This window comes from Collinsella aerofaciens ATCC 25986 (assembly GCF_964237925.1).
In the GTDB taxonomy this organism is placed as follows: Bacteria; Actinomycetota; Coriobacteriia; order Coriobacteriales; family Coriobacteriaceae; genus Collinsella; species Collinsella aerofaciens_BJ.
Map to the genome: position 1 here is coordinate 181,186 of NZ_CAXSKI010000001.1, position 20,174 is coordinate 201,359.

Below are 20,174 nucleotides of genomic sequence, written 5' to 3' on the forward strand. Positions count from 1 at the left end.
CATGCCGAGGCGAGGGGCAACTGATGCGCCCCACAGACCCGACCGCCCGTCTTGCACATGACCGAGCGCCGCAAAGGCCGCATGCCGGATGCTCCCGGGCACGCCCCGGCGATGGGAAGCGCCCGCAACGGAAATCCGCATGCGGGTTTATTGTACCCCGCCGTCAAGTGTAATTTCGGCAAATATAGGCGGGCGGTAAAGGTTTACCTCGGGTGACTGCCGGGAGCAAAATGATCCCTTGGGGACGGAGGGACCATTTGGCGGGACTGGCTAGAGGGCACCGAAGAGGATGGCGTAGGTAGTGGATTCGCCGAGTTTGAGCTCGTCGCCGGGATTAAGTTGGGCGGAACGACCGGGCTCGACCTGAATGCAGACGCGCGTGGCCCCGTTTACCACCACGGTTCCGTTGGTGGACGACAAGTCCTCGACGTGCCAGATATTTTGAGCATCGCACCAGATATGGGCATGGCGGGCCGAGACATCGTCGCCGACGTCGGTAATATCGCCCTCACCAGTGGCCAGCGCGCCAATCTCAACACCCTGCTCACTCGGCTGAATCCAGCGCGGGGCGCTCACGACAAAACTGTTTTGTATGCGCAGCAAGCCCAAGGGGTGTGCCGGGGCGGGTTCGCGTTCGCCCGCGGTCATCGACATGCCAAGCGAACGAGGCGTGGATGTGCCTCCGCCACAGGTCGCGTGCGCGTAGTCGATGGCATAGTTCACCGAGGACCGCACATCCGCCGAACAACCGACGGCGACAAACAGCACCAGCACGGCCTCGGCGCGCTCGGCGGGCATGAGTTCCGCCGCCTGGGACAGGCGATCGAGCGCGTTGCGATAGAGATTCGTGTCCTGGTGGCACTCTTCGAGCGCGCGTACCATCGGTTCACCTGCAGGACCGCACACCATATTGATCACAGCCGTGGAGTCCATGGGATTGCGCTGGCGCAGGGCCAGTTGCGACATAATACGCGCAGCCGAGGTACCGTATTCGGCAAAGTAGCGCTGCTGAAGCGTGCCGACCGGCGCGCGAACGATAAAGCGGGAAACCCAAGAGCGATCGGCGGCTCGGCTCTGCGGGCTGCGGCCGTCGGCGAGCGGACGGGACGAAAGCACCAAGCCGCACAGCTCGATATGGCTCAGATGCGCCGTGCGCTTAAAGATGTCAAACATGGCCCCGCATGGGGTGAGCTCAACTTGAGATGCCATGACCTAGGCCTCCTTGGTCGTAGAAATAGAATCGGACGATACTTCGACAGGTCCGCCAAAAGTACGGGCAGCTGCGGCTCCACCGGCAAGCGGAGTCGCCATCTGGGCTTTTGTGCGTCGCGGTGCCGAAACGGGAAGTTCAAAGGCAAAGCCCATCGCAAGCAAAAACCACGTAAGCGTATAGGTTGCAACCAGAGCGGCAACAAGGCCGCCCATCACGGCGCGTTGGGAAAATACGCTACATGCAGCCACAACCAACACCGGAACCTCGCAGGCAGAAAGCGCAAGCACACCCTGCAGGAACCCCGAGCGCCGATTGCGCGCAAATGCCCCCGTGACAACGCCGGCTATGCCTGGCAGTGCCAACGCCAGTGCGGCAATAATACCCGGTAGCGACCCAGACCACACGAGCGACCCCAAAGTCGCCGTCACGCGGGCGTCCGACGCCAGCAGCGCGGCCGAAACCACGACCACAGCCCAAACCACGCTGCAAACGACCGCCGCACCGATCATCGCCGTGCGACGAACCGCGCGGCCGGACGCATCCATGGGGCACGGCGTGAGCGGCTCGCCGCGGAGCGAACGACCGACATTTTGCGCATAGTGGTCACAAAACGCCGAGAGCGCCGCCTCGACCGCCGCCGGCTCGGGACGATCTTTTTGATGGCTGGACAGACAGGCCATCACCACGTCGAACAGCTGGGCATCGACAAACGCCAGCGCATCGCGTAGCTCTTCGGAATCCGGCTCAAGCCCTAGCTGCTGGGCCTGCTCGGCCGCGGCGAGCGCCACATCGGGCTCACGACGAAGCAGCTGAGTCAAATCACAACCGGGCGCATGGGCACCAATGGGATAGCCGGGCCGCGTGTCCATCTTGAGACGGTAGGGGCTCGCGATGTCGCGCGTCTTTTTGCGCGAACCCGAGGTGCCCGAAGTGCTCGGCGCGGCTTCGTATGGCGCGACGCCGGCAATGAGCTCGTAAACCGTGCTTGCCGCGGCATAGACGTCGATCGCCGGCGACATACGCAAAGCGCGCAGGTCGGGAATATCGTCGGTGAGCATCTCGGGCGGAGCGTAGGCCACCGTCGCGCGACGCAGCGTGGCATAGCGCTCGGTAAAGGATGCCTTGCCGCCGGTACCGGCCACGGCCGACGCAGGCTCGAGCGCCAGCGACGAGCCAAAGTCGATCAGGCACAGGTCAAAGGTGCCCTCGGCAAGCTGCCGGTCAAGCGGTAAACGCGCCGTACGCACCATAATATTAGCGGGCGAGATATCGCGATGGACAAAGCCCTCCCCCACCAGGCTCATGCGGCAGAGCAGGTCGAACAGGTCGCGCCCCAAGCGCGCCGCCACAAGCGGCGATAGGCGTCCGGCATCGTCCACGGCGAGTCGCGAGCGCAAGCGGGCGAGCGTCTCGCCCTCGACCCATTCCATGACAATTGCAGGCACACCGTCAACCTCGCCCCAGCCATAGAGGCGGGGAAAGCCCTTAAGGCCCGAAAGGGCGCGATGGCATTCATATTCCTCGCGAAATGCCGCTTTGAACTTGGCGACCAGCGACTCATGGGCGGCATCGTCGTCAAACTCATCGCGCGTCGGCAAGATGAGCTGTTTGAGTGCTACGTCCTCGCCTTGGGCGTTGACAGCACGCGTCACGCGGCCGATACCGCCACGGCGCATGGTGGCATCGTCGGCAAACAGTATCGTAAAACGACGCAGATAGGCAGGCAGTTCGTCCTGACCGAGCGCAATGGCCGGCTCAAACCCGTCGACACGCGCCAGGCGCAGGCCGACCATGGGATCGCGACCGAGCGATTGTGGTGTGGTGGATGCAAGATCGGTCATCATAGGGCAAGCGCCGCCACGTTATTGTTGAAGTTACCGAGCGCGACGTCATCATCGCCGTAATGGCCGACCCATTGACATAGGTTGGTGTAACAGCCCCACAGATTGGCATACTGCTGATACCACCTTGACCGGGGCGAGAATGTCTGACGACCGAACTCGGCTCGAATGACAAACATCTCCCCGACCAGGCTGTCGCACGGCCTGGGATCTCCCGTAGAGTTATAGGTCGAGACCACGTCATTGGCACGAGAAACATAGCCGTCGAGCATGTTGTACTTGGTCACAAGCCAACTGTGAATGCTCTCTTCCTCAGCAGCGGAAAGGCCGCCGGAGTTTGCATCGTTGTCAGTGTTGCCGCCCGTCGAGCCGCCGTTTCCAGGCCCTCCGGTAGAGGAACCCGACCCAGAGCCGCCGCCCGAACTCGATGAATCCGAGCCGGAGCCAGAAGTATCCGAGCTACCGGGCTTTCCGGACTGCTGGGCGTCCTGCTCCTTTTGCTGCTCGACCTTATTCACCGTTGCCGCCACGCTATTGTTGGACAATCGATCGATGATCTTGGTGTTGGTGAGCACGATGGTTTTGCCATTGGCAAGCGTGACTTCGTTGTCCGGGGCCTCGGCGCCGTCCGCATCGTCGGTGCCAAACACAATATGCCCGACCACACTTGCCCAAGCATATCCAGTCGTGGTGCCCAGATCGCTTTTGACCTCATGCCCCACGCGCGGTTCGCGTGCGGCATGCGCCTGCATCATGGACGGCACGGTCATGCCATAGGCAGAAACGCCAGCTATGACCAGCACCAGCGAGCACGATAGCAGTGCGTACGCCCGCGGCGCCAAGCCCAGTCGGCGTCGTATGCGCACCGCGGCGCCGCGCTTTGTCTGAGTGCCACCGGGCCGCATGCGTTCTCCTCCAACAAAAACACGCCGCTCGGGAGCGGCGCATTCATTCGAATCCATATTTGAGTGTATCAGCGAACCAAAAAGGTTGCGCAACGAATGGACAAATTAAGGATGCGAGCGGAAGCATCCATGCGATAAGCGGATACGAAGCATCTTTGTTGCACAACAAACTCACAGTCGCACGGGGAAATTATGACTACCCCGTGCGTCGCGAGGAAAACATACGGCAGGAGCAGGCTCGCCACCTAAATCGCGCGGCGGGCCTCGATGGCGCGGCCAAGCGTAAGCTCGTCGGCATACTCCAAGTCGCCGCCCACGGGAAGGCCGCTTGCCAGACGCGACACCTCGACGCCCAACGGCTTGATGGTACGGGCCAGATAGCTCGCCGTGGTCTCGCCCTCAATATTGGGGTTGGTGGCGATGATGACCTCGTGGATGTCCTCGTGGCCCAAGCGTGCCAGCAGCTCTCGAATGTGCAGCTGCTCGGGGCCAATCTTGTCCATGGGACTGATCACGCCGCCCAATACGTGGTAGAGGCCGTGGTAGCTGCCCGTGCGCTCGATCGCCTGGACATCGCGCGGCTCGCCCACCACGCAAATGCGAGTGGTATCGCGCATCGGGTCCTGGCAGATGGAGCACTCGTCGGCCGTGGCGTAGTTAAAGCAGCGGCTGCAAAAGTGGACCTCCTGCTTGACCTCCAGGATGGCCTCGGCCAGGCGGCGCGCCTCCTCGGCGTCGGCCTCCAACAGGTAATAGGCGATGCGCTGGGCCGACTTGGGACCAATGCCCGGCAGACGGCCCAGCTCATCGAGCAGTTTTTGCAGACTGTGGTTGGCACTCATATATATGCGTGTCTTAGAACGGCATGCCCGGGATGTTGAGGCCGCCGGTGATGGCGCCCATCTGCTTGTTGGCGAGCTCGTTGACGCCGCGGACGGCCTCGTTGACGGCAGCCATGATCATATCCTGCAGCATATCGACGTCCTCGGGATCGAGCGCATCGGGATCGATGGTGAGGTTGACGAGCTCCATCTCGCCGTTAACGGTCACCTTGACCATGCCGCCGCCGGCAGAGGCGTCGACGGTCTGGGACTTGAGGTTCTCCTGCGCGGCGGCAAGCTGCTCCTGCATCTTGCGAGCCTGCTTCATCATCTGCTGCATGTTCATACCGGCCATGATGGCTCCTTTACGTGCGGCCGCACGCCGAGCTGCAAGGGCAGCCGGAGCACGGCGGGACTTTCAAACTCAAAAATCGTACCACGGCGCGCGGCGAGAGAGCGGGGCGGACGTGTTACCTCAGTCGATATACATGTCCTCCAATACAAACCGCACTCAAAGATTATGCAAGGTCGAATTATGCAAGGTTGCATAATATCGCACACTCAATCTAGTAGAGCCGAATCCGGCATTTCATGTGCGCCACTAAATAGCTAAATGCCGAACCGCTGCTCGAGGCGGCGCACATGGCGGCAGGGTATAATTTGATTGCCATAGATAGTAATTTGGAGGTGCCCCATGAATGCCCCCAACGCGCTCCAAAACATCCGCTCAAAACACCCCGTTGCATATGTGGTTCTCTATCTCTTTGTCGGCTGGGCATTGCTGGTTGTCATCACCCATGCCATAGCTTTTGGAGCAGAACTGCTGATAGCCAGCTCGGACCAGCCCGTCGTCAAATGGGAGACGACCGATGAGTGCACCGACGGAACCCGAACCGTCTACTACAACAGCCCGTCCCTCTATCAAGAGTTCAAGGTCAAGATAAAGGACTTCAAGATTGTCGATGCCGAGCTAGGCGTTTATTTGGCAATCGGAGCAACCATTAACGCCGAGCAAGTCGAGTACACGGACAGCCATGCGACGTATCGTATCGACCTCAGCATCCTAGGCCGACCGTCACGCACCTGTCTGCTCAAATGCGACATACGCGGCACCACACTACACATGTCCGAAATACAGATGCGCCCGGACAAGGGGTCCTCTTCTTGAGCAGTATACCCGCCTGCGCAGCTACTCCACCGGCTTGAAGATGGTGGCCTGGCCAAAGACGCTGCGGATGAGGGCCTTGGCCTCGTCCTCGGTCTGCGGGATGCTCGGGGCTGCGCCCTGATGGCCGAAGGGGCTGCCAGCACCGGGATTGGATTCCCAGGGAGCGGCGGGGACGTCGTCGTTTGCAGAGGCTGCGGGTGCCACAGCAGCGTCCTTGGTCGCGGGCGTCGCACCCGGCACGTCGAACGGAGGAAGATCGTCCCCGCCAGCATCGGCAGCAAAGCCGCCGACCATGGCGTCGTCGTAGGGTACCTGCTCGGATTCCCACGGCGCGGACTGCGCGACAGGCTGAGCCTTGGGGGCAGCCGAGCGCTCGGGCGCACGGGGTGCGGGCTCGGTCGGGAGCTTACCCGTGGCAGGAGCACCGGCGGGGTTGTCGGAGCGTAGCCAGGGGGCTTTGCCCAGGTCAGACGACTTGGGCGCGGGCGAGACGGGCTTGGGCGCGGGTGTCGGAGCAGCCGGTTTGGGCGCCGCGGGCTTAGGCGCCGACGGGGTCGATGCCGCTACCGGTGCCGTTTGCTGCTGCGGCGCGCTGGCGCTCGAGGATACAGGGGCCGCCGAGGACACGGGTTGCGGGTCCGCAGATGCCGCAGCCCGTGCAGATGGAGAATGCTCCTCATGTTGAGGAGCCGGCGTGCCACCCCCATCCAGGACATAGTCGACGGTACGACGACCGAAGACCGCGCAGACCGTCGGCAGGACCACCGACTGCGTATCGGCGCGACCGAGCATCTTAATGGCAAAAGTCGAACCCGCGGGGAACGAGACCGTGAGCTTGGAGCCGTCGTCGGCCGTGGCGCGGGCGTTGAGCAAAAGCCCTGCGTAGGAAGCCTGACGTGCCTTGACACGCTCGACAACCTCGGCCCATTTGCGCTGCAGCTCTCCGGCATCCTCGACCGCGGGCGTCTCGGCAGCACCGGCGACGGCAACCTGGGCGGCATTGTTGGACTGGGGCTTAGGTGCCGGAGCTATGGCAGGCGCGGGGGCCGCAACGGGCTGAGGCGTCGGAGCCGGCGCAGGCTGAGGTGCAGGCGCTGCAGGCTTGGAAGCTGACACGGACGCAGAACGGGGCGAAGGCTGGGCAGCCGGAACAGCAGCACCACGGTCCCAAGGCATACCGCCCTGGCGCGCGGACGTAGCAGCGGGGGCAGCGGATGCCGCCGGGGCGGCAGCGCGGGCGCCCGAAATGAGCGTCGGCTGTTGGGCAGCAGCGGGTACGGATGCTGCAGGCGCGGCGGCCTGAGCAGCAGCCACGCTCGCCGGCACGGCGGCGTTGGCAACCATGGCCTCCAGGCGTGCCACGCGCTCGGCCAATGCCTCAATCGTTAAATCAGCCTCGGGACGCGCCAGACGCGTGCAGGCAATCTCGAGCACCAGGCGCACGTCGCTCGCGCCCCTCATCTCCAGTGCGGCATCGTCGAGCACTGTCAGCACACGAGCCAGGCGGTCGGCAGGATGCTCGCCAAAGGCAGCGGCCTCGGCAGCAAGCGCCTCGGCCTGCTCGGAGCCGCCCTCAAACAACTCGGCACGGGCACCGGTAACGCAGGCAACATACACGTCGCGCGCGTGCGCCACCAGGTCGCGCGTCAGCTCCAGCAGATCGTTACCTTCCTCGACCTGCGCGCGAATAAGCCCATACAGCTCGGCAACATCGCGATCGGCAATGGCGCGGGAAAACTCGCCCAGAATCTGGTCCGAAACCTCGCCTAAAAGCGAGCGGGCGTCGTCCGCATGCACAGAACCGTTGCCAAAGACGCTCAGCTGCTCCAGCGTGGACAACGCGTCGCGCATGCCGCCCTTTGCATGGCGCGCCACGATAGCCAGCGCCTCGTCGTCGTAATCGAAGCCCTCCTGCTCGCACACGTATGCCAGGCGATGCTCGATATCCTCGTTGCCGATGCGATGGAAATCGAAACGCTGGCAGCGTGAGAGGATGGTCTCCAGAATCTTTTGCGGGTCGGTGGTGCACAGCACAAAGATCACGTGTGCCGGCGGCTCTTCAAGCGTCTTGAGCAGCGCGTTGAACGCCGCCGTCGTGAGCATGTGGACCTCGTCGATGATATAGATCTTGTACTTGCCGCGCACCGGGGCAAAGTTGACGGAGTTGATGATCTCCTCGCGCACATTGTCCACGCCCGTGCGGCTTGCGGCATCGAGCTCGTAGACATCCGGGTGGTTGCCCTCGGCAATGAGCTCGCACTCCTCGCAAGTACCGTCGGGCATGCAGCCGCTTGCACCCTCGGCGCGCGCTGCCTCGGCATTACGGCACAGCAGCGCCTTGGCCAGAATGCGCGCCATGGTGGTCTTGCCCGTGCCGCGCGGTCCGCAGAACAGGTACGCGTGGGACAGGCGTCCCTCGGTGATGGCGTGCTCGAGCGTCGAGACGATATGCTGCTGGCCCACCACGGAGTCGAAGGTGAGCGGGCGATACTTTCGGTACAACGATTCCATGGGTGCTCCCCCGGGTATACTGAGTCTTGTTGCCGCGACGGCCATGCGGTCGCACGGCATACTGCATTCATAATAACCCGTACGGCGAGCCCGCCGCGATAGGAGTCCAAAGAGCATGGCAGACGCAGAGAGCAACCTCGTTCCCTCCGAAGCAGCCGACCAGGTCGAGGTCGCGCTCGAGGAGCAGGCCGCAGCCGATGACGGCATCCTGTACCTCAACGAGTACCAGTACGAAAACGACCTGGTCACCGACTTCGCCCGCCTGGTCGCCTCGCCCAGGCGTCGCGGCTCGCTGTATGTCGCCGCGGCAATTGCCGCGCTCATCGGCATCGGCATGCTGGTGGCCGGCGGCAACTGGATCAAGTTTGGCGTCGTGTTGATCGTGTTCGGCGCCTTTTTGGCCTGGTGGAGCAAAAACCTGCACCACACCCTCGCCCGCGACTTTATCGATTCCGTCGAGGCCGACGAGTCCATGGGTGGCCGCTATCGCCGCGTCGCCGCCAACGAGGACGGCCTGATGGTTTGGGGCAAGAGCGGCAAGTCGCAGTTTTTCCCGTTTGAGAAGCTCGACCACGTGCTCGACGGCGAGCGCATCTTTGTGGCCATGTTCGCCGACCAGGGCGTGACGATCCCTAAGGACACCTTTGTCCGCGGCGATGCCGAGCAGTTTGGCACCTTCCTTAAGGCGCGCATCAACAAAAAACTCCGCATCGAGACCAAACGCAAGAAGATGAAGGCTGAAAAGGCCGCCGCCGAGGCCAAGCAGGGCGACAAGCCCCAGGAGACCAAGGGCAAGCAGCGCAAGCAGAAGAAGAACAAGAAGAAGCGCTAAGGCCAAGACAGACAGGCAGCCTCGCATCCCGTTATCCTCGCCATCCGCCCGAGCGTGCTACACTAGCAGCATCTATGCCACCGCGAATGGCTCGGCCCCGCGCCCGCCGCTCGCAAACGAACTTTAAACGCACGAGGGTTGGCCATGCCGCTTTTCCCGCAACATACCGCCCGGTTCTCGCCGGACGTTCCTTTGGAGGGCACCAGCTCTCGCGAGCTGCTCAAGCGGTACCAGCCGCTCGAGACACTTGCGACCGGCGGTTTTGGCTCCATCGAGATCTGCCGCGACACGCACCTGCGCCGCCGCGTCGCCATTAAGCGCATCCCCCTTATCAACGGCGCCGGCATGCCCGCCAGCGACATCATGGATGTCCTGCGCGAGGCACACACCGCCGCCATGCTTCAACATCCCAATATCGTGCAGGTTATCGACTTTACGCACGATACCGCCTATGCCTACCTCGTCATGGAATATGTCGACGGCATGTCGCTCGCCGACTTTTTGCATCGCGTGGACGGCCATTCGCTCACCTTTGACGAGGCCGCGGCAATTGCCGACGCGCTGGGCCAGGCGCTCACCTTCGCCCATAGCAACGGCGTGCTCCACCTGGATATTAAGCCCGCCAACGTGCTCATCGACCACTCGGGCAACGTAAAGCTCACCGACTTTGGCATGGCGCGACTGTCGTCTGCCGGCGGCTTTGGCGGCTCGCGCGGCGGCACCATCGGCTACATGCCACCCGAGCAGCTCGATATCGAGACCGGCACAGTCGACGAGCGCGCCGATGTCTTTGCCCTCGCCTGCGTGATCTACGAGGGCCTGTGCGGCAGCGCCCCCTTTATGGCCGCCACGCCCGGCGACTCGCTCGGCCGTATCATCGGCGGTGCCACCTACCCCAGCGAGCTCATCCCGCACTTTCCCCCGGGAGCCGAGGCTGCGCTCATGAGCGCCCTCTCCCCCATGCCGCAAGACCGCCCCAACAGCATCGAGGCATTTTGCGACCAGCTGCTCGCCGGCTTGGGCAGCGTGCGCGAGGGCCGTCGCAGCCTGGAGCAGATGGTGGGCGAGCTGTCGGATGACGAGCGCGCGGCAGACGATATCGAATCGTTACCCTATGAGGACGACACCATCGAGGTCGACCCCGCACTCGGCTGGGCCGGCACGCGCTGGAGCCACGCGCGCGATTACACCATGCGCGCCATCTCGGCGCTAACGTGCGGTGCCTTTAGCTTTTTGATCATGCAGACGGCTGGCGTCGCGGCGCTTCCCGGACTTATTGCCGCGGCCATCGCAATTGGGGCGGCCGCCGGCCTGGCCCCGCAAATTGGCTCGGCCATCTCGGCCGTGGGCTTTTTGGTACTTATGGCCAACGCCACCATGCAGACGCAGGGCATCCTGTCGATGCTACCCGTCGCGGTGCTCTTTGCCGCCACCATGTCCGGTTGGTGGATCGCCTGGGGCCGCACCGAGGCCGCCGCGAGCGCCGCGCTCACCTGCGCGGTGGCACTTGGCTGTCTAACGGGCGACGCCCTCCTTGCCGCCGGGGTCGCCGCCGGCATCGCTGCCTTTTGGCTCGACCCGGCAAGCGCCGCGGCCGCCACGGGGATGGGCGCGCTTTTTGGCCGCCTGGCTACGGTTGCGCTTTCCGCCGGAGGCGTGCTGGGGCTCGGCAATGTTGCCGCGGCGCTGGGAGACATGCTCTTCTGGGCTGCCGTTGTGCTTGTCGCGGCGACAGCTGCACTGACATCTCTGCTGCTCAACGCCCATGCCAGGCGTGCCGAGCAGGGCTCGAACCTGGCTGCAATCGCTGCCATCGCCGGCTGCGGAATAGGCACCGCGGCGTCGCTCTGTCTTGCACACCATATGGAAATTGCCAGCCTTGCAGCCGCGGTCATCGCCAAGGCGGCGGTTGCGGGAATCCTATCCTCTATAATCGTTGGGATATGCCTATATTTGCTCGGATACCAAAGAACCTATACGGAGAGTGATCTTTCGTGAACTTCCTGAACATCTTCGAGGACCACGTGGCCGGCATCTTCGGTGCCACCCGTGCCCCGTTCTCCTTTAAGAAGCTTGCTAAGCAGGCCGCTCGCGACATGGAGGATCAGACTCTGGTGATTAACGGCGTCAACACGGCGCCGGCACTCTATACCATCCTTATCGCCGCCGACGACGATCCCATGCTCGCCCCGTTCTACCCCGAGCTTTCGCGCGAGGTCCGCGAGTTTGTGAAGGCGCAGGCCGAAAAGCGCCGCTATGTCTTTGTCGGCGAGCCCCTCGTGCGCTTTATGATCGATCCGCAGCTGCGCGCCGGCAAGTTCTCGGTCTTTGCCGAGAACGTCGATGCCCCCACGCTCGGCCGCCTGTACGAAGAAGAGCGCGCCTATCAAAACGGCCTGGGCCAGAACAACTCCGCGGCAAGCCGTGCCGCCAGCGCCCCGCGCGCCGGCCAGCAGCAGTTTGCTGCCCCGCAGCAGCAGCGCCCCGCCGCCATGCCCCAGCAGCAGCCGACGCCTCGCGCCGCCGCTCCCGACCCGCTTGCCGTGGCAGACCCCTTCGCGCCTAGCGTCCCCGACCCCGCCGCCGCACCCATCCCGGTGCCGCAGACCGTCTCGCGCGACTCGCTTGCCGGCATGGGCGGAGCCGCCGCGACCGGTGCCGCCGTGGGCCTAGGCGCCGCAGCCGGCATCGCCTCCAACATGGCGAGCACTCGCGCCCCGCAGCGCCCGCTCGCCCAGCTCGTCGACGTCGTGAGCGGCGAGAGCCATAGCATCACCTCCGCACAGGTGACCATCGGTCGCGAGCGCTCAGTTTCCGACATTGCCCTGCGCGACCCCAACGTGTCGCGCCGCCACGCCCAGCTCACCTTTACGGGCTCGGATTGGTCGATCGAGGACCTCAATTCCACCAACGGCACGCTCGTCAACAACCGCCGCATTACGCGCTGCCCGCTGCGCAACGGCGATCTGCTGACGTTTGGCCTGAGTACCTTTGAATTTAGGGGATAGTCGCTTATGAACATCGATATCGTCCTTTTTGCAGGCCGCATCGTCCTGGTCGCCCTGCTCTATATCTTCCTGTTCGCCGTCATGAAGACCGGCGTGGGACTTGTGCGCGGGCAGCGCCGCGACTCGGCTATCTGGACGATTGATGTGGACAAGGGTCCGCGCGGTATCCGCGGCATCCACGTAGACATGCTCGGCCCCGTCATCGTCGGCCGCTCGCCGTCTTCGGACATCTGCATCAACGAGCCGTTTGTCTCGGCCTCGCATGCGCGCTTTTCGCTGCAGGGCCCGGCGCTCATCATCGAGGACCTCAACTCGCTTAACGGCACGCTCGTCAACGGCCGCCAGCTCGTGGAGCCCGCGACGCTGCGTGAGGGCGACGAAGTCCAGATTGGCGATGTGGTCATGAAGGTGAACCGTCGATGATCGACGAGGAGAACAAGTCCGCAACTATGACCGAGGCACCGGCTGCCGCCGCAGCCGTGCCGGCCCACGCCGCTCCGGCGGGCTCCGCACCCGTGGAACCCGAGGACACCGTGTTCTCCCTGCCTCTTTCGCATGTAACGCATGATATTTCGGATCTCGCCGATAACGAGGACGAAGAGGATGCCGTAGCGGCGCCCATCGGTGCACATGCTGCGGAACAGCCCACAGCGCCCGAAGCAACCCCGGCGCCGGCTCACTTTGCAGAGCCCGTCGCCGCGGCAATCAACGAGAGCGCTGCGGTGTTTGCAGCACCCGAGCCCGCCGCGCCGGCGTTTCCCATAGCCCCGGCATCCGAGGTTACGCCCGCGTCTACGCCGGCGCCCGAGCCTATAGACGTCAGCCCGCAAGACGACGAGTCGACCGCCCGCGTGTCCGAGGAGCCCGGCTCCCCGGACACCGGCGATTCTGAATCAAACGCCGAGACCGACACCGTCTCTCCCGGTGACACAGCAGAGATCGACGTTGCCGCCGTTGAGGCCAAGCTCAAAGACCCCGGGTCGACCATGAGCTTTGAGCCCCTGACCGAGGAACGCATCGAGACCGACTCGACCTATGATGCCGGCACCACCACGCAACTCATGTGGGGCGCCCGCTCTGACGTTGGCTGCGTGCGCCCGCACAATGAGGATTCCTACCTGGTGCAGTCGCCGCTCTTTTGCGTATGCGACGGCATGGGCGGTCACGCCGCCGGCGAGGTAGCCTCTTCTATCGCTGTCGAGACCATTGCCAAGACAGCTCCTCAGTCTGCCGACGCCGCACGCCTGGCGGCAGCCGTCGAGGCCGCCAACGCCGCCGTAATCGAGGCTGCCTTGAATGGCCTGGGCAAGCCCGGCATGGGCTGCACAGCCACTTGCGCCTATATCGAAAACGACACGCTTGCCATCGCCCACGTGGGTGACTCTCGCGCCTACCTGCTCCACGAGGGCACGCTCATCCGCGTGACCCGCGACCACTCCTACGTGGAGGAGCTCGTGGACGCCGGCGAGATCACGGCAGACGAGGCTCGCGTCCACCCCAACCGTTCGGTCATCACCCGCGCGCTGGGCTCGGACCCCGCTATGTATGCCGACCACTTTACTCTGCATATCGAGGAAGGCGACCGTCTGATCCTGTGCTCCGACGGCCTTTCGAGCATGATTCCCGATAGCGATATCGAGAACATCGCCACGCAGTCCTCAACCGCGCAAATCTGCGTCGACAACCTTGTGGACGCGGCGCTTGCCGCCGGCGGCCACGACAACGTGACCGTAGTAGTCGTTGACCTGGTTGACGATGGCGTCATGCGCGAGGCGCAACGCGTGCGTCGCCGCAACGTTACTATCGCCGCCATCCTGGCCCTCGTCTTTGTGCTGGCAGCTGGCATCTGGGCCTACACGGGTGTCACCGGCTCGTACTACCTGGGTACCTACCAGGGCAATGTCGCCGTCTGGCGCGGCCTGCCCGGCAAGCCACTCGGACTCAAGCTCCACTGGCTCGAAAGCGAAACCAGCATCAAGCTGTCCGACCTGCCCGAAGACACGCAAAACCGCCTCAAGGCGGGCATTCCGCAAACAAGTGTCGACGATGCGCAGGACACGATATCCAAGTACCGCCACCAGATCGACGAGGAGCAGACCCGCCAGGTGATCGACGCGCAAACGATTCGCGACAACACCAATCAGGGATCGACCTCCGAATCAGATTCCGAGAAAACCGCCGAACAGTCCGCCGAGGCCGAAGCCTCCGATAAGAATTAGAAAGGGAGTGCCGCTTATGAGTCGCCGCAACACCGAGCTGCTCTTGCTCATCGCCTCGGCGTTCCCCGTCATCCTGCTGTATGCGATGTACGTCCTCACCGCGGGCGCTGCCATCTCCTTTGAGACACTCGCCGTACCGATCGGCCTCTTTGCCGCCTTTGCCGCGGCCCACATTGCCGTGCGCATCTTGGCGCCCGGTGCCGACCCCGCCATCCTGCCCATCGTATTTATACTTTCGGGCATCGGCATCACGTTCGTGACGCGTCTCGCCCCCGCTCTCGCCATCTCACAGCTCATCATCCTGTTTGTCTCGGTGGCGCTCATGGTGGGAACGCTTGCACTGGTCAAAAACCTCGACGTGGTCATGCGCTACAAGTACACCTTTGGCATTATCGGCATCATCCTGCTGATGCTGCCTATCTTTATCGGCACCACGATCTCGGGCTCCAAGCTGTGGATTCGCATCGCGGGCTTTACCATCCAGCCCGGCGAGTTCGCCAAGGTCTTTATCGTGCTGTTCCTAGCTGGGTACCTGGCCGAGAACCGCGAGCTGCTCTCCATCTCCAACCGCAAGATCCTGGGCTTTAAGATCCCTCGCCTGCGACTACTGCTGCCGCTGTTTGCCGTGTGGGGTGTGTGTCTGCTCGTCGTCGTCTTCGAACGCGACTTGGGTTCGGCCGTGCTGTTCTACACCATCTTCTTGCTGATGCTCTACGTTGCCACGGGGCGCTTTTCGTATGTCGTTATCGGCCTTGCGCTCTTAGCCGTCGGAGCCGTGGGCGCCTACAAGTTCCTGTCTCACGTTCAGGTGCGTTTCCAGGTTTGGCTCGATCCGTTTAAGGACGCCCAGGGCCAGGGCTACCAGATCGTCCAGTCGCTCTTCTCGCTTGCCGATGGCGGTCTGGTCGGTGTTGGCATCGGCAACGGCATGGCCAACAACATCCCTGTCGTCGAGTCCGACTTTATCTTCTCGGCTATCGGCGAGGAGATGGGCCTTTTGGGCGGCGGCGCCGTGCTCATCCTGTTTATGCTCTTTGCCGTGCGTGGCCTCACCACGGCTGCCCGCGCTAAATCCGATCTCGCCGCCTTTAGTGCCACAGGCCTTACGGCCGCCATCAGCTTCCAGGCCTTCTTGATCGTTGGCGGCGTAACCCGCCTGATCCCGCTGACCGGCGTCACCCTGCCCTTTATGAGCCAGGGCGGCTCCTCTCTGCTGGCGAGCTTTATCATCGTCGCGCTCCTGCTGCGCGCCGGTGACGAGGCGACCGGACGCGAGGCCGAGCTTACCGGCACCGGCACCATGGCCGCCATCACCGATGATCAGGTCGCATCTGCCGCCGCCCCGACGGGCACGCGCTTTGCCACCTCGTCTTCCTACGGCAGTGGCAGCCATTCCGTCGGCTCACGCATGCGTCGTCGCCTGCTCGACACACCTGAATCCGGTGTGCTCGGCCGCGTGGCGCTCGCCAACCGTCTAACCCGTGCGGTGCTCGCCTTTACGGCGCTGTTCGCCATCCTTATCGGCAACCTCACCTATGTCCAGGTCATCAAGGCCAAGGACTATCAGGACATGCCGACCAACAACCACACCATCGCCCGCTCCAAGTACATCCAGCGCGGTTCCATCATCACGTCCGACGGCGTGACGCTGGCCGAGTCGCTGCAGCAGGAGGACGGCACCTACGTACGCTCCTACCCCAACGGTAACCTGGCAGCGCACGTGGTTGGCTACGTGAGCCAGCAGTATGGCACCACCGCCATCGAGAGTGTCATGAACGACACACTCACCGGCTCTAAGGATTACTCCAGCTGGAACAACGCCATCGCGTCGCTCGCGGGCCAGACCCAGCCGGGCAACACCGCCAAGCTCACCATCGACTCGCGCATCCAGACGGCGGCCGAGCAGGCGCTCAAGGGCTTTAAGGGCGCTGTAGTGGTCATCGACCCGCGTACCGGCGCGGTGCTTGCATGTGCCAGCTCGCCCACCTACGACAACACCAACATCGATGCCCTGCTGCAGACGGGCGGCGGCGAGGACGGCTCCATGTACGACCGCGCCATGGACGCGCTGTACACCCCGGGTTCCACCTTTAAGGTCGTCACGCTTTCCGCCGCACTCGAGACCGGAACCGCCAGCCTCACGAGCACCTATCAGGCACCCGGCTCCATGGACATCGGCAACGCGCCGGTCACCAACGACGCCAACGAGAGCTACGGCACCATCAGCCTGCAGCAGGCCTTTGCCGTCTCCTCCAACGTCGTCTTTGGCCAGGTGGCCAACGAAGTGGGCGCAAACACGCTCGTGCAGTTTGCCAACGCCTTTGGCTACGGCCAGAAGCTCGGCCAGGACCTGACCTCCACGGCCTCCATCATGGCCGATCCGTCGCTCATGACCGAGTGGGAGACCGCCTGGGCAGGTGCCGGCCAGCCCGTCGGCATGGACCACACACCCGGCCCGCAGACCACGGTCATGCAAAATGCCGTGATCGCCGCGGCCATCGCCAACAGCGGTGTGGTCATGGACCCGTTCTTTGTTTCCCAGGTGCTCGCACCGGACGGAACCGTGGTCAAGACCACGCAGTCCCGCTCGCTGGGCCAGGCCGTCAGCTCCGCCACGGCCGACCAGGTCAAGCAGGCCATGCTCGCCGTCGTCCAGTCCGGCACCGGCACCGATGCCCAGATTCCGGGCGTCAAGGTTGCCGGCAAGACCGGCTCGGCCGAGACCGGCGGCACCAACGTCAACTCGATGTTTATCGGCTTTGCACCCTACGATTCACCCACGGTCGCCATCTCGGTGGCCTTGGAGGATTACGACCAACACGACGTCGAGGCGGCCAAGATCGCCGGTATCGTCCTGACCGCGGCGCTTGCCGCACAGGGAGCGTGATGCCCATGATCGAATCGGACACCCGAGGCGCGCCGCGGCCGAAGAGTTAGCGGCAACGCGCCACACGGCCCCAGCGGCCACATCGTAGGTACTACACACATCGTTGAGCGAATAGTTATGTTAGGAGCAGGAATGGAACAGAGGGTCCTCGGGGGAAGATACCTCCTCAAGGATAAGGTGGGAACAGGCGGCATGGCGACCGTCTACCGTGCACAGGACCAGGTCCTCGACCGCACGGTAGCCGTCAAGATCATGCTGCCGCAGTATGCTGGCGACGCAACCTTCGCCGCACGCTTTAAGCAGGAGGCCCAGGCAGCAGCCGGTCTCTCCTCCCCCTATATCGTGGGCGTCTACGATTGGGGCAAGGACGGCGACACCTATTACATCGTCATGGAGTACTTGCGCGGCACCGACCTTAAGAGCGGCATCAAGAGCCACGGCGCCCTCGACCCCAAGAAGGTCGCCCAGATCGGCTCGCAGATCAGCTCCGCGCTTTCGGTCGCCCACAAGCACGAGATCATCCACCGCGACATTAAGCCGCAGAACATCATGGTGCTGCCCGACGGCAACATCAAGGTGATGGACTTTGGCATCGCGCGCGCCAAGAACAGCCACCTCACGCAAGACAACAACGTGCTGGGAACCGCCCACTACGTCAGCCCCGAGCAAACCCGTGGTCAGGACCTCGGCCCCACCTCGGATATCTACTCGCTGGGCGTCGTGATGTATGAATGCGCCACCGGCCGCGTTCCCTTTGACGGTGACGACGCCATCTCGGTCGCACTCAAGCAGGTCAACGAGTTGCCTATTCCGCCGAGCCAGATCAACTCCGGTGTCGACGCCGACCTTGAGCGCATCATCCTCAAGTGCATGGAGAAGGACCCGGCAAACCGCTTCCAGACCGCCGACGAGCTGCGTCAGGTGCTCAACAGCTACCTGTCGGGCCGTGCCGTCAACGTCTCGGAGCCCACGCGCATCATCGGCGCCCCCGGTGAGCTGGGCGCTACCAAGACCCGTGAGCTGTCTGACTCCACGCGCGCTATGGTTCGCCCCGTATCGGGCGTAAGCGGACAGACCAACCCCCGCAGCGCCGTCTCGGGTTCCACCGGTTCCTACGAGGTCGATCAGCCCAAGTCCAACAAGAACAAGATTATCGCCGCCGTAGTCGCCGCAATCGCCGTGGTTGGCGTTGTGGTGGCCTTCGCCACCGGGCTCTTTGGGGGCGAGCAGGTTACGGTGCCCGATGTGCTTAACAAGGACCAGCAGACCGCTATCGAGCTGATCAAGGAGGCCGGCCTTGAGGTCGGAACTGTCGACCAGAGCTATAACGACGATGTCGACGAGGGCAAGGTTGCCGAGCAGACCCCCAACGGCAACACTAAGAAGCCCAAGGGCTCCAAGGTGAACCTGGTGATCTCCAAGGGCCCCAAGCCCTCCGAGAAAGTTGAGGTTCCGCAGCTCGTCGGCCTGACCAAGGACCAGGCCGAGGCCGCGCTGGCAAGCGTGGGCCTGAAGGGCAACGCAACCGAGGAGGCCAACGAGGCCGACGAAGGCCAGGTCTTTGAGCAGGGCACTGATGCCGGCAAGGAAGTCGAGAAGGGCACGACCATCTCGTATAAGGTCTCCAGCGGTCCTGACACCACCTCCGTCCCCGATCTGACCGACATGACCGAGGCCCAGGCACGCAACGCCCTCGATATGGCAGGCTTTGGTGTCGACGTGAGCTACCAGGAGAACGACTCGGTTACCGAGGGCACCGTGATCAGCTGGAACCCCAGCGGCAAGCAGAAGCCCGGCGCCACGATTACCGTCGTCATCGCCAAGAAGTCCGGCAAGGCCACCGTCCCGGGCAACCTGTACGGCAAGAGCATTTCCGCCGCCGTTACCGCGCTCAACAACGCCGGTTTCTATAACATTGGCTTCTGTGACCAGAACGGCAATCCCGTAAGCGGTAACGAGGATGCCACCGTTACGGGCGTCTCCCCCACTGGAAAGCAGTCCACCGACAGCACGATTACGCTGACGGTCGCACTTTCTGGTTCGGGCTCGGGCTCGGGCACGAGCACGGGCGACGATTCCGGTACGAACAACTAGTCGCCACCCCACCGCTCATCGCGGCTTTCGCCGCAAACATATTCGCTCACAGGCGCCCGCTTGCTCCCCCAGCAAGCGGGCGCTTTGCGTGTCTCAGTAGACATCTGGTGATTTGATTTGGAAAATGTGGACGGACCCGCAGCCGGACGGGTAGAATGTGTCTAGAAAACGACGCATCCCGCGTAAGTGTTAAGGAGCGCGGGCGGCCTAGTTTTCTAACGTGTTAAACGGCCGGGCTGCAACCCCGGCCGTTTTTATTTGCGCTTGCGGCGCAAACGCCGAGAACCGTCCGCACCGCGCGTGCGCCTACGGACCTTAAACCGAACCTCATACGAATCAAGAAACGTAATGATGAACGTGCCGACCGTCGCAAGGGCGGCGAGCGCGTTAAGGAATTTCAGCAATTGGGGACCTCCGATCAAGTCTTCGGCCGCCCGCGCACGGGATGCATCGCACACACGATTCTAACCGATGCAGCCCTGATGATGCGGGCGACGGGAGGGGTGGCGCGAGCGGAGCTAGACGAAATGCGACCCATGGGAGGGTTACGGAGAGCCGCAGCGAGAGCGGTGCCGCGCGTCGCAAGGGCCGCCCATAAACGGGACCCATCGGCCGCGAGGCCGATTGCTACGCCCTCGCGCAAGCGGCCGAGCTAGAAATCAATCGTCCTGGCGA

The 20,174-nt window shown here is 63.4% G+C and carries 14 protein-coding genes; 8 read left to right on the top strand and 6 right to left on the bottom strand.

Annotated features, from left to right (window positions below):
- Positions 1–270 precede the first annotated feature (270 nt).
- The 5 genes from ACESWY_RS00785 to ACESWY_RS00805 form a co-directional block, all read right to left on the bottom strand.
- Entirely contained in the window at positions 271–1,209 is a 939-nt protein-coding gene (locus ACESWY_RS00785) for an FHA domain-containing protein (protein ID WP_349074909.1), read from the bottom strand.
- Positions 1,210–1,212: 3 nt separating this feature from the next.
- The gene (locus ACESWY_RS00790; protein WP_373093258.1) at positions 1,213–3,057 is read right to left on the bottom strand and encodes a serine/threonine protein kinase; all 1,845 of its coding nucleotides are present in this window, start codon (positions 3,055–3,057) and stop codon (positions 1,213–1,215) included.
- Positions 3,054–3,959: a hypothetical protein gene (locus tag ACESWY_RS00795; RefSeq protein WP_055285294.1), complete on the bottom strand. Its 906-nt coding sequence runs from the start codon at positions 3,957–3,959 to the stop codon at positions 3,054–3,056. The genes ACESWY_RS00790 and ACESWY_RS00795 overlap by 4 nt, the downstream gene beginning before the upstream one ends.
- Positions 3,960–4,204: 245 nt before the next feature.
- Positions 4,205–4,801: a recombination mediator RecR gene (recR, locus tag ACESWY_RS00800; RefSeq protein ID WP_006235173.1), complete on the bottom strand. Its 597-nt coding sequence runs from the start codon at positions 4,799–4,801 to the stop codon at positions 4,205–4,207.
- Positions 4,802–4,814: 13 nt separating this feature from the next.
- Positions 4,815–5,135 (bottom strand): YbaB/EbfC family nucleoid-associated protein, encoded by a 321-nt coding sequence (locus ACESWY_RS00805; protein ID WP_006235174.1) that lies wholly within the window; start codon positions 5,133–5,135, stop codon positions 4,815–4,817.
- A gap of 339 nt (positions 5,136–5,474) precedes the next feature.
- On the opposite strand from ACESWY_RS00805, the gene ACESWY_RS00810 reads away from it, so the two are divergent.
- The gene (locus ACESWY_RS00810) at positions 5,475–5,948 is read left to right on the top strand and encodes a hypothetical protein (RefSeq protein ID WP_006235175.1); all 474 of its coding nucleotides are present in this window, start codon (positions 5,475–5,477) and stop codon (positions 5,946–5,948) included.
- Positions 5,949–5,969: 21 nt separating this feature from the next.
- Here the strand turns inward: ACESWY_RS00810 and dnaX are convergent, their stop codons facing one another.
- The gene (dnaX, locus tag ACESWY_RS00815; protein WP_373093257.1) at positions 5,970–8,459 is read right to left on the bottom strand and encodes a DNA polymerase III subunit gamma/tau; all 2,490 of its coding nucleotides are present in this window, start codon (positions 8,457–8,459) and stop codon (positions 5,970–5,972) included.
- Between the two features lie 115 nt (positions 8,460–8,574).
- Between dnaX and ACESWY_RS00820 the strand changes: the two genes are divergently transcribed.
- From ACESWY_RS00820 to pknB, 7 genes are all read left to right on the top strand, one after another.
- On the top strand, positions 8,575–9,291 hold the full coding sequence (locus ACESWY_RS00820) for a hypothetical protein (RefSeq protein ID WP_271730027.1): 717 nt from the start codon (positions 8,575–8,577) through the stop codon (positions 9,289–9,291).
- Between the two features lie 144 nt (positions 9,292–9,435).
- Entirely contained in the window at positions 9,436–11,289 is a 1,854-nt protein-coding gene (locus ACESWY_RS00825) for a serine/threonine-protein kinase (RefSeq protein WP_373093256.1), read from the top strand.
- The gene (locus tag ACESWY_RS00830; RefSeq protein ID WP_195503750.1) at positions 11,286–12,299 is read left to right on the top strand and encodes an FhaA domain-containing protein; all 1,014 of its coding nucleotides are present in this window, start codon (positions 11,286–11,288) and stop codon (positions 12,297–12,299) included. Before ACESWY_RS00825 ends, ACESWY_RS00830 begins: the two co-directional genes overlap by 4 nt.
- 6 nt (positions 12,300–12,305) lie before the next feature.
- Positions 12,306–12,722: an FHA domain-containing protein gene (locus tag ACESWY_RS00835; protein WP_006235180.1), complete on the top strand. Its 417-nt coding sequence runs from the start codon at positions 12,306–12,308 to the stop codon at positions 12,720–12,722.
- The gene (locus tag ACESWY_RS00840; protein ID WP_373093255.1) at positions 12,719–14,518 is read left to right on the top strand and encodes a Stp1/IreP family PP2C-type Ser/Thr phosphatase; all 1,800 of its coding nucleotides are present in this window, start codon (positions 12,719–12,721) and stop codon (positions 14,516–14,518) included. Before ACESWY_RS00835 ends, ACESWY_RS00840 begins: the two co-directional genes overlap by 4 nt.
- A gap of 16 nt (positions 14,519–14,534) precedes the next feature.
- Positions 14,535–17,405, top strand: coding sequence for an FtsW/RodA/SpoVE family cell cycle protein (locus ACESWY_RS00845; RefSeq protein WP_373093254.1), 2,871 nt, complete (start codon positions 14,535–14,537; stop codon positions 17,403–17,405).
- 132 nt (positions 17,406–17,537) lie between these two features.
- Positions 17,538–19,499: a Stk1 family PASTA domain-containing Ser/Thr kinase gene (pknB, locus tag ACESWY_RS00850; protein ID WP_373093253.1), complete on the top strand. Its 1,962-nt coding sequence runs from the start codon at positions 17,538–17,540 to the stop codon at positions 19,497–19,499.
- The last annotated feature ends 675 nt before the right edge of the window (positions 19,500–20,174 follow it).

Bases quoted from the DNA above. Each gene is read 5' to 3' on its own strand.
- ACESWY_RS00785 (WP_349074909.1), bottom strand. From the start codon at position 1,209: ATGGCATCTCAAGTTGAGCTCACCCCATGCGGGGCCATGTTTGACATC.
- ACESWY_RS00790 (WP_373093258.1), bottom strand. From the start codon at position 3,057: ATGATGACCGATCTTGCATCCACCACACCACAATCGCTCGGTCGCGAT.
- ACESWY_RS00795 (WP_055285294.1), bottom strand. From the start codon at position 3,959: ATGCGGCCCGGTGGCACTCAGACAAAGCGCGGCGCCGCGGTGCGCATA.
- recR (WP_006235173.1), bottom strand. From the start codon at position 4,801: ATGAGTGCCAACCACAGTCTGCAAAAACTGCTCGATGAGCTGGGCCGT.
- ACESWY_RS00805 (WP_006235174.1), bottom strand. From the start codon at position 5,135: ATGGCCGGTATGAACATGCAGCAGATGATGAAGCAGGCTCGCAAGATG.
- ACESWY_RS00810 (WP_006235175.1), top strand. From the start codon at position 5,475: ATGAATGCCCCCAACGCGCTCCAAAACATCCGCTCAAAACACCCCGTT.
- dnaX (WP_373093257.1), bottom strand. From the start codon at position 8,459: ATGGAATCGTTGTACCGAAAGTATCGCCCGCTCACCTTCGACTCCGTG.
- ACESWY_RS00820 (WP_271730027.1), top strand. From the start codon at position 8,575: ATGGCAGACGCAGAGAGCAACCTCGTTCCCTCCGAAGCAGCCGACCAG.
- ACESWY_RS00825 (WP_373093256.1), top strand. From the start codon at position 9,436: ATGCCGCTTTTCCCGCAACATACCGCCCGGTTCTCGCCGGACGTTCCT.
- ACESWY_RS00835 (WP_006235180.1), top strand. From the start codon at position 12,306: ATGAACATCGATATCGTCCTTTTTGCAGGCCGCATCGTCCTGGTCGCC.
- ACESWY_RS00840 (WP_373093255.1), top strand. From the start codon at position 12,719: ATGATCGACGAGGAGAACAAGTCCGCAACTATGACCGAGGCACCGGCT.
- ACESWY_RS00845 (WP_373093254.1), top strand. From the start codon at position 14,535: ATGAGTCGCCGCAACACCGAGCTGCTCTTGCTCATCGCCTCGGCGTTC.
- pknB (WP_373093253.1), top strand. From the start codon at position 17,538: ATGGAACAGAGGGTCCTCGGGGGAAGATACCTCCTCAAGGATAAGGTG.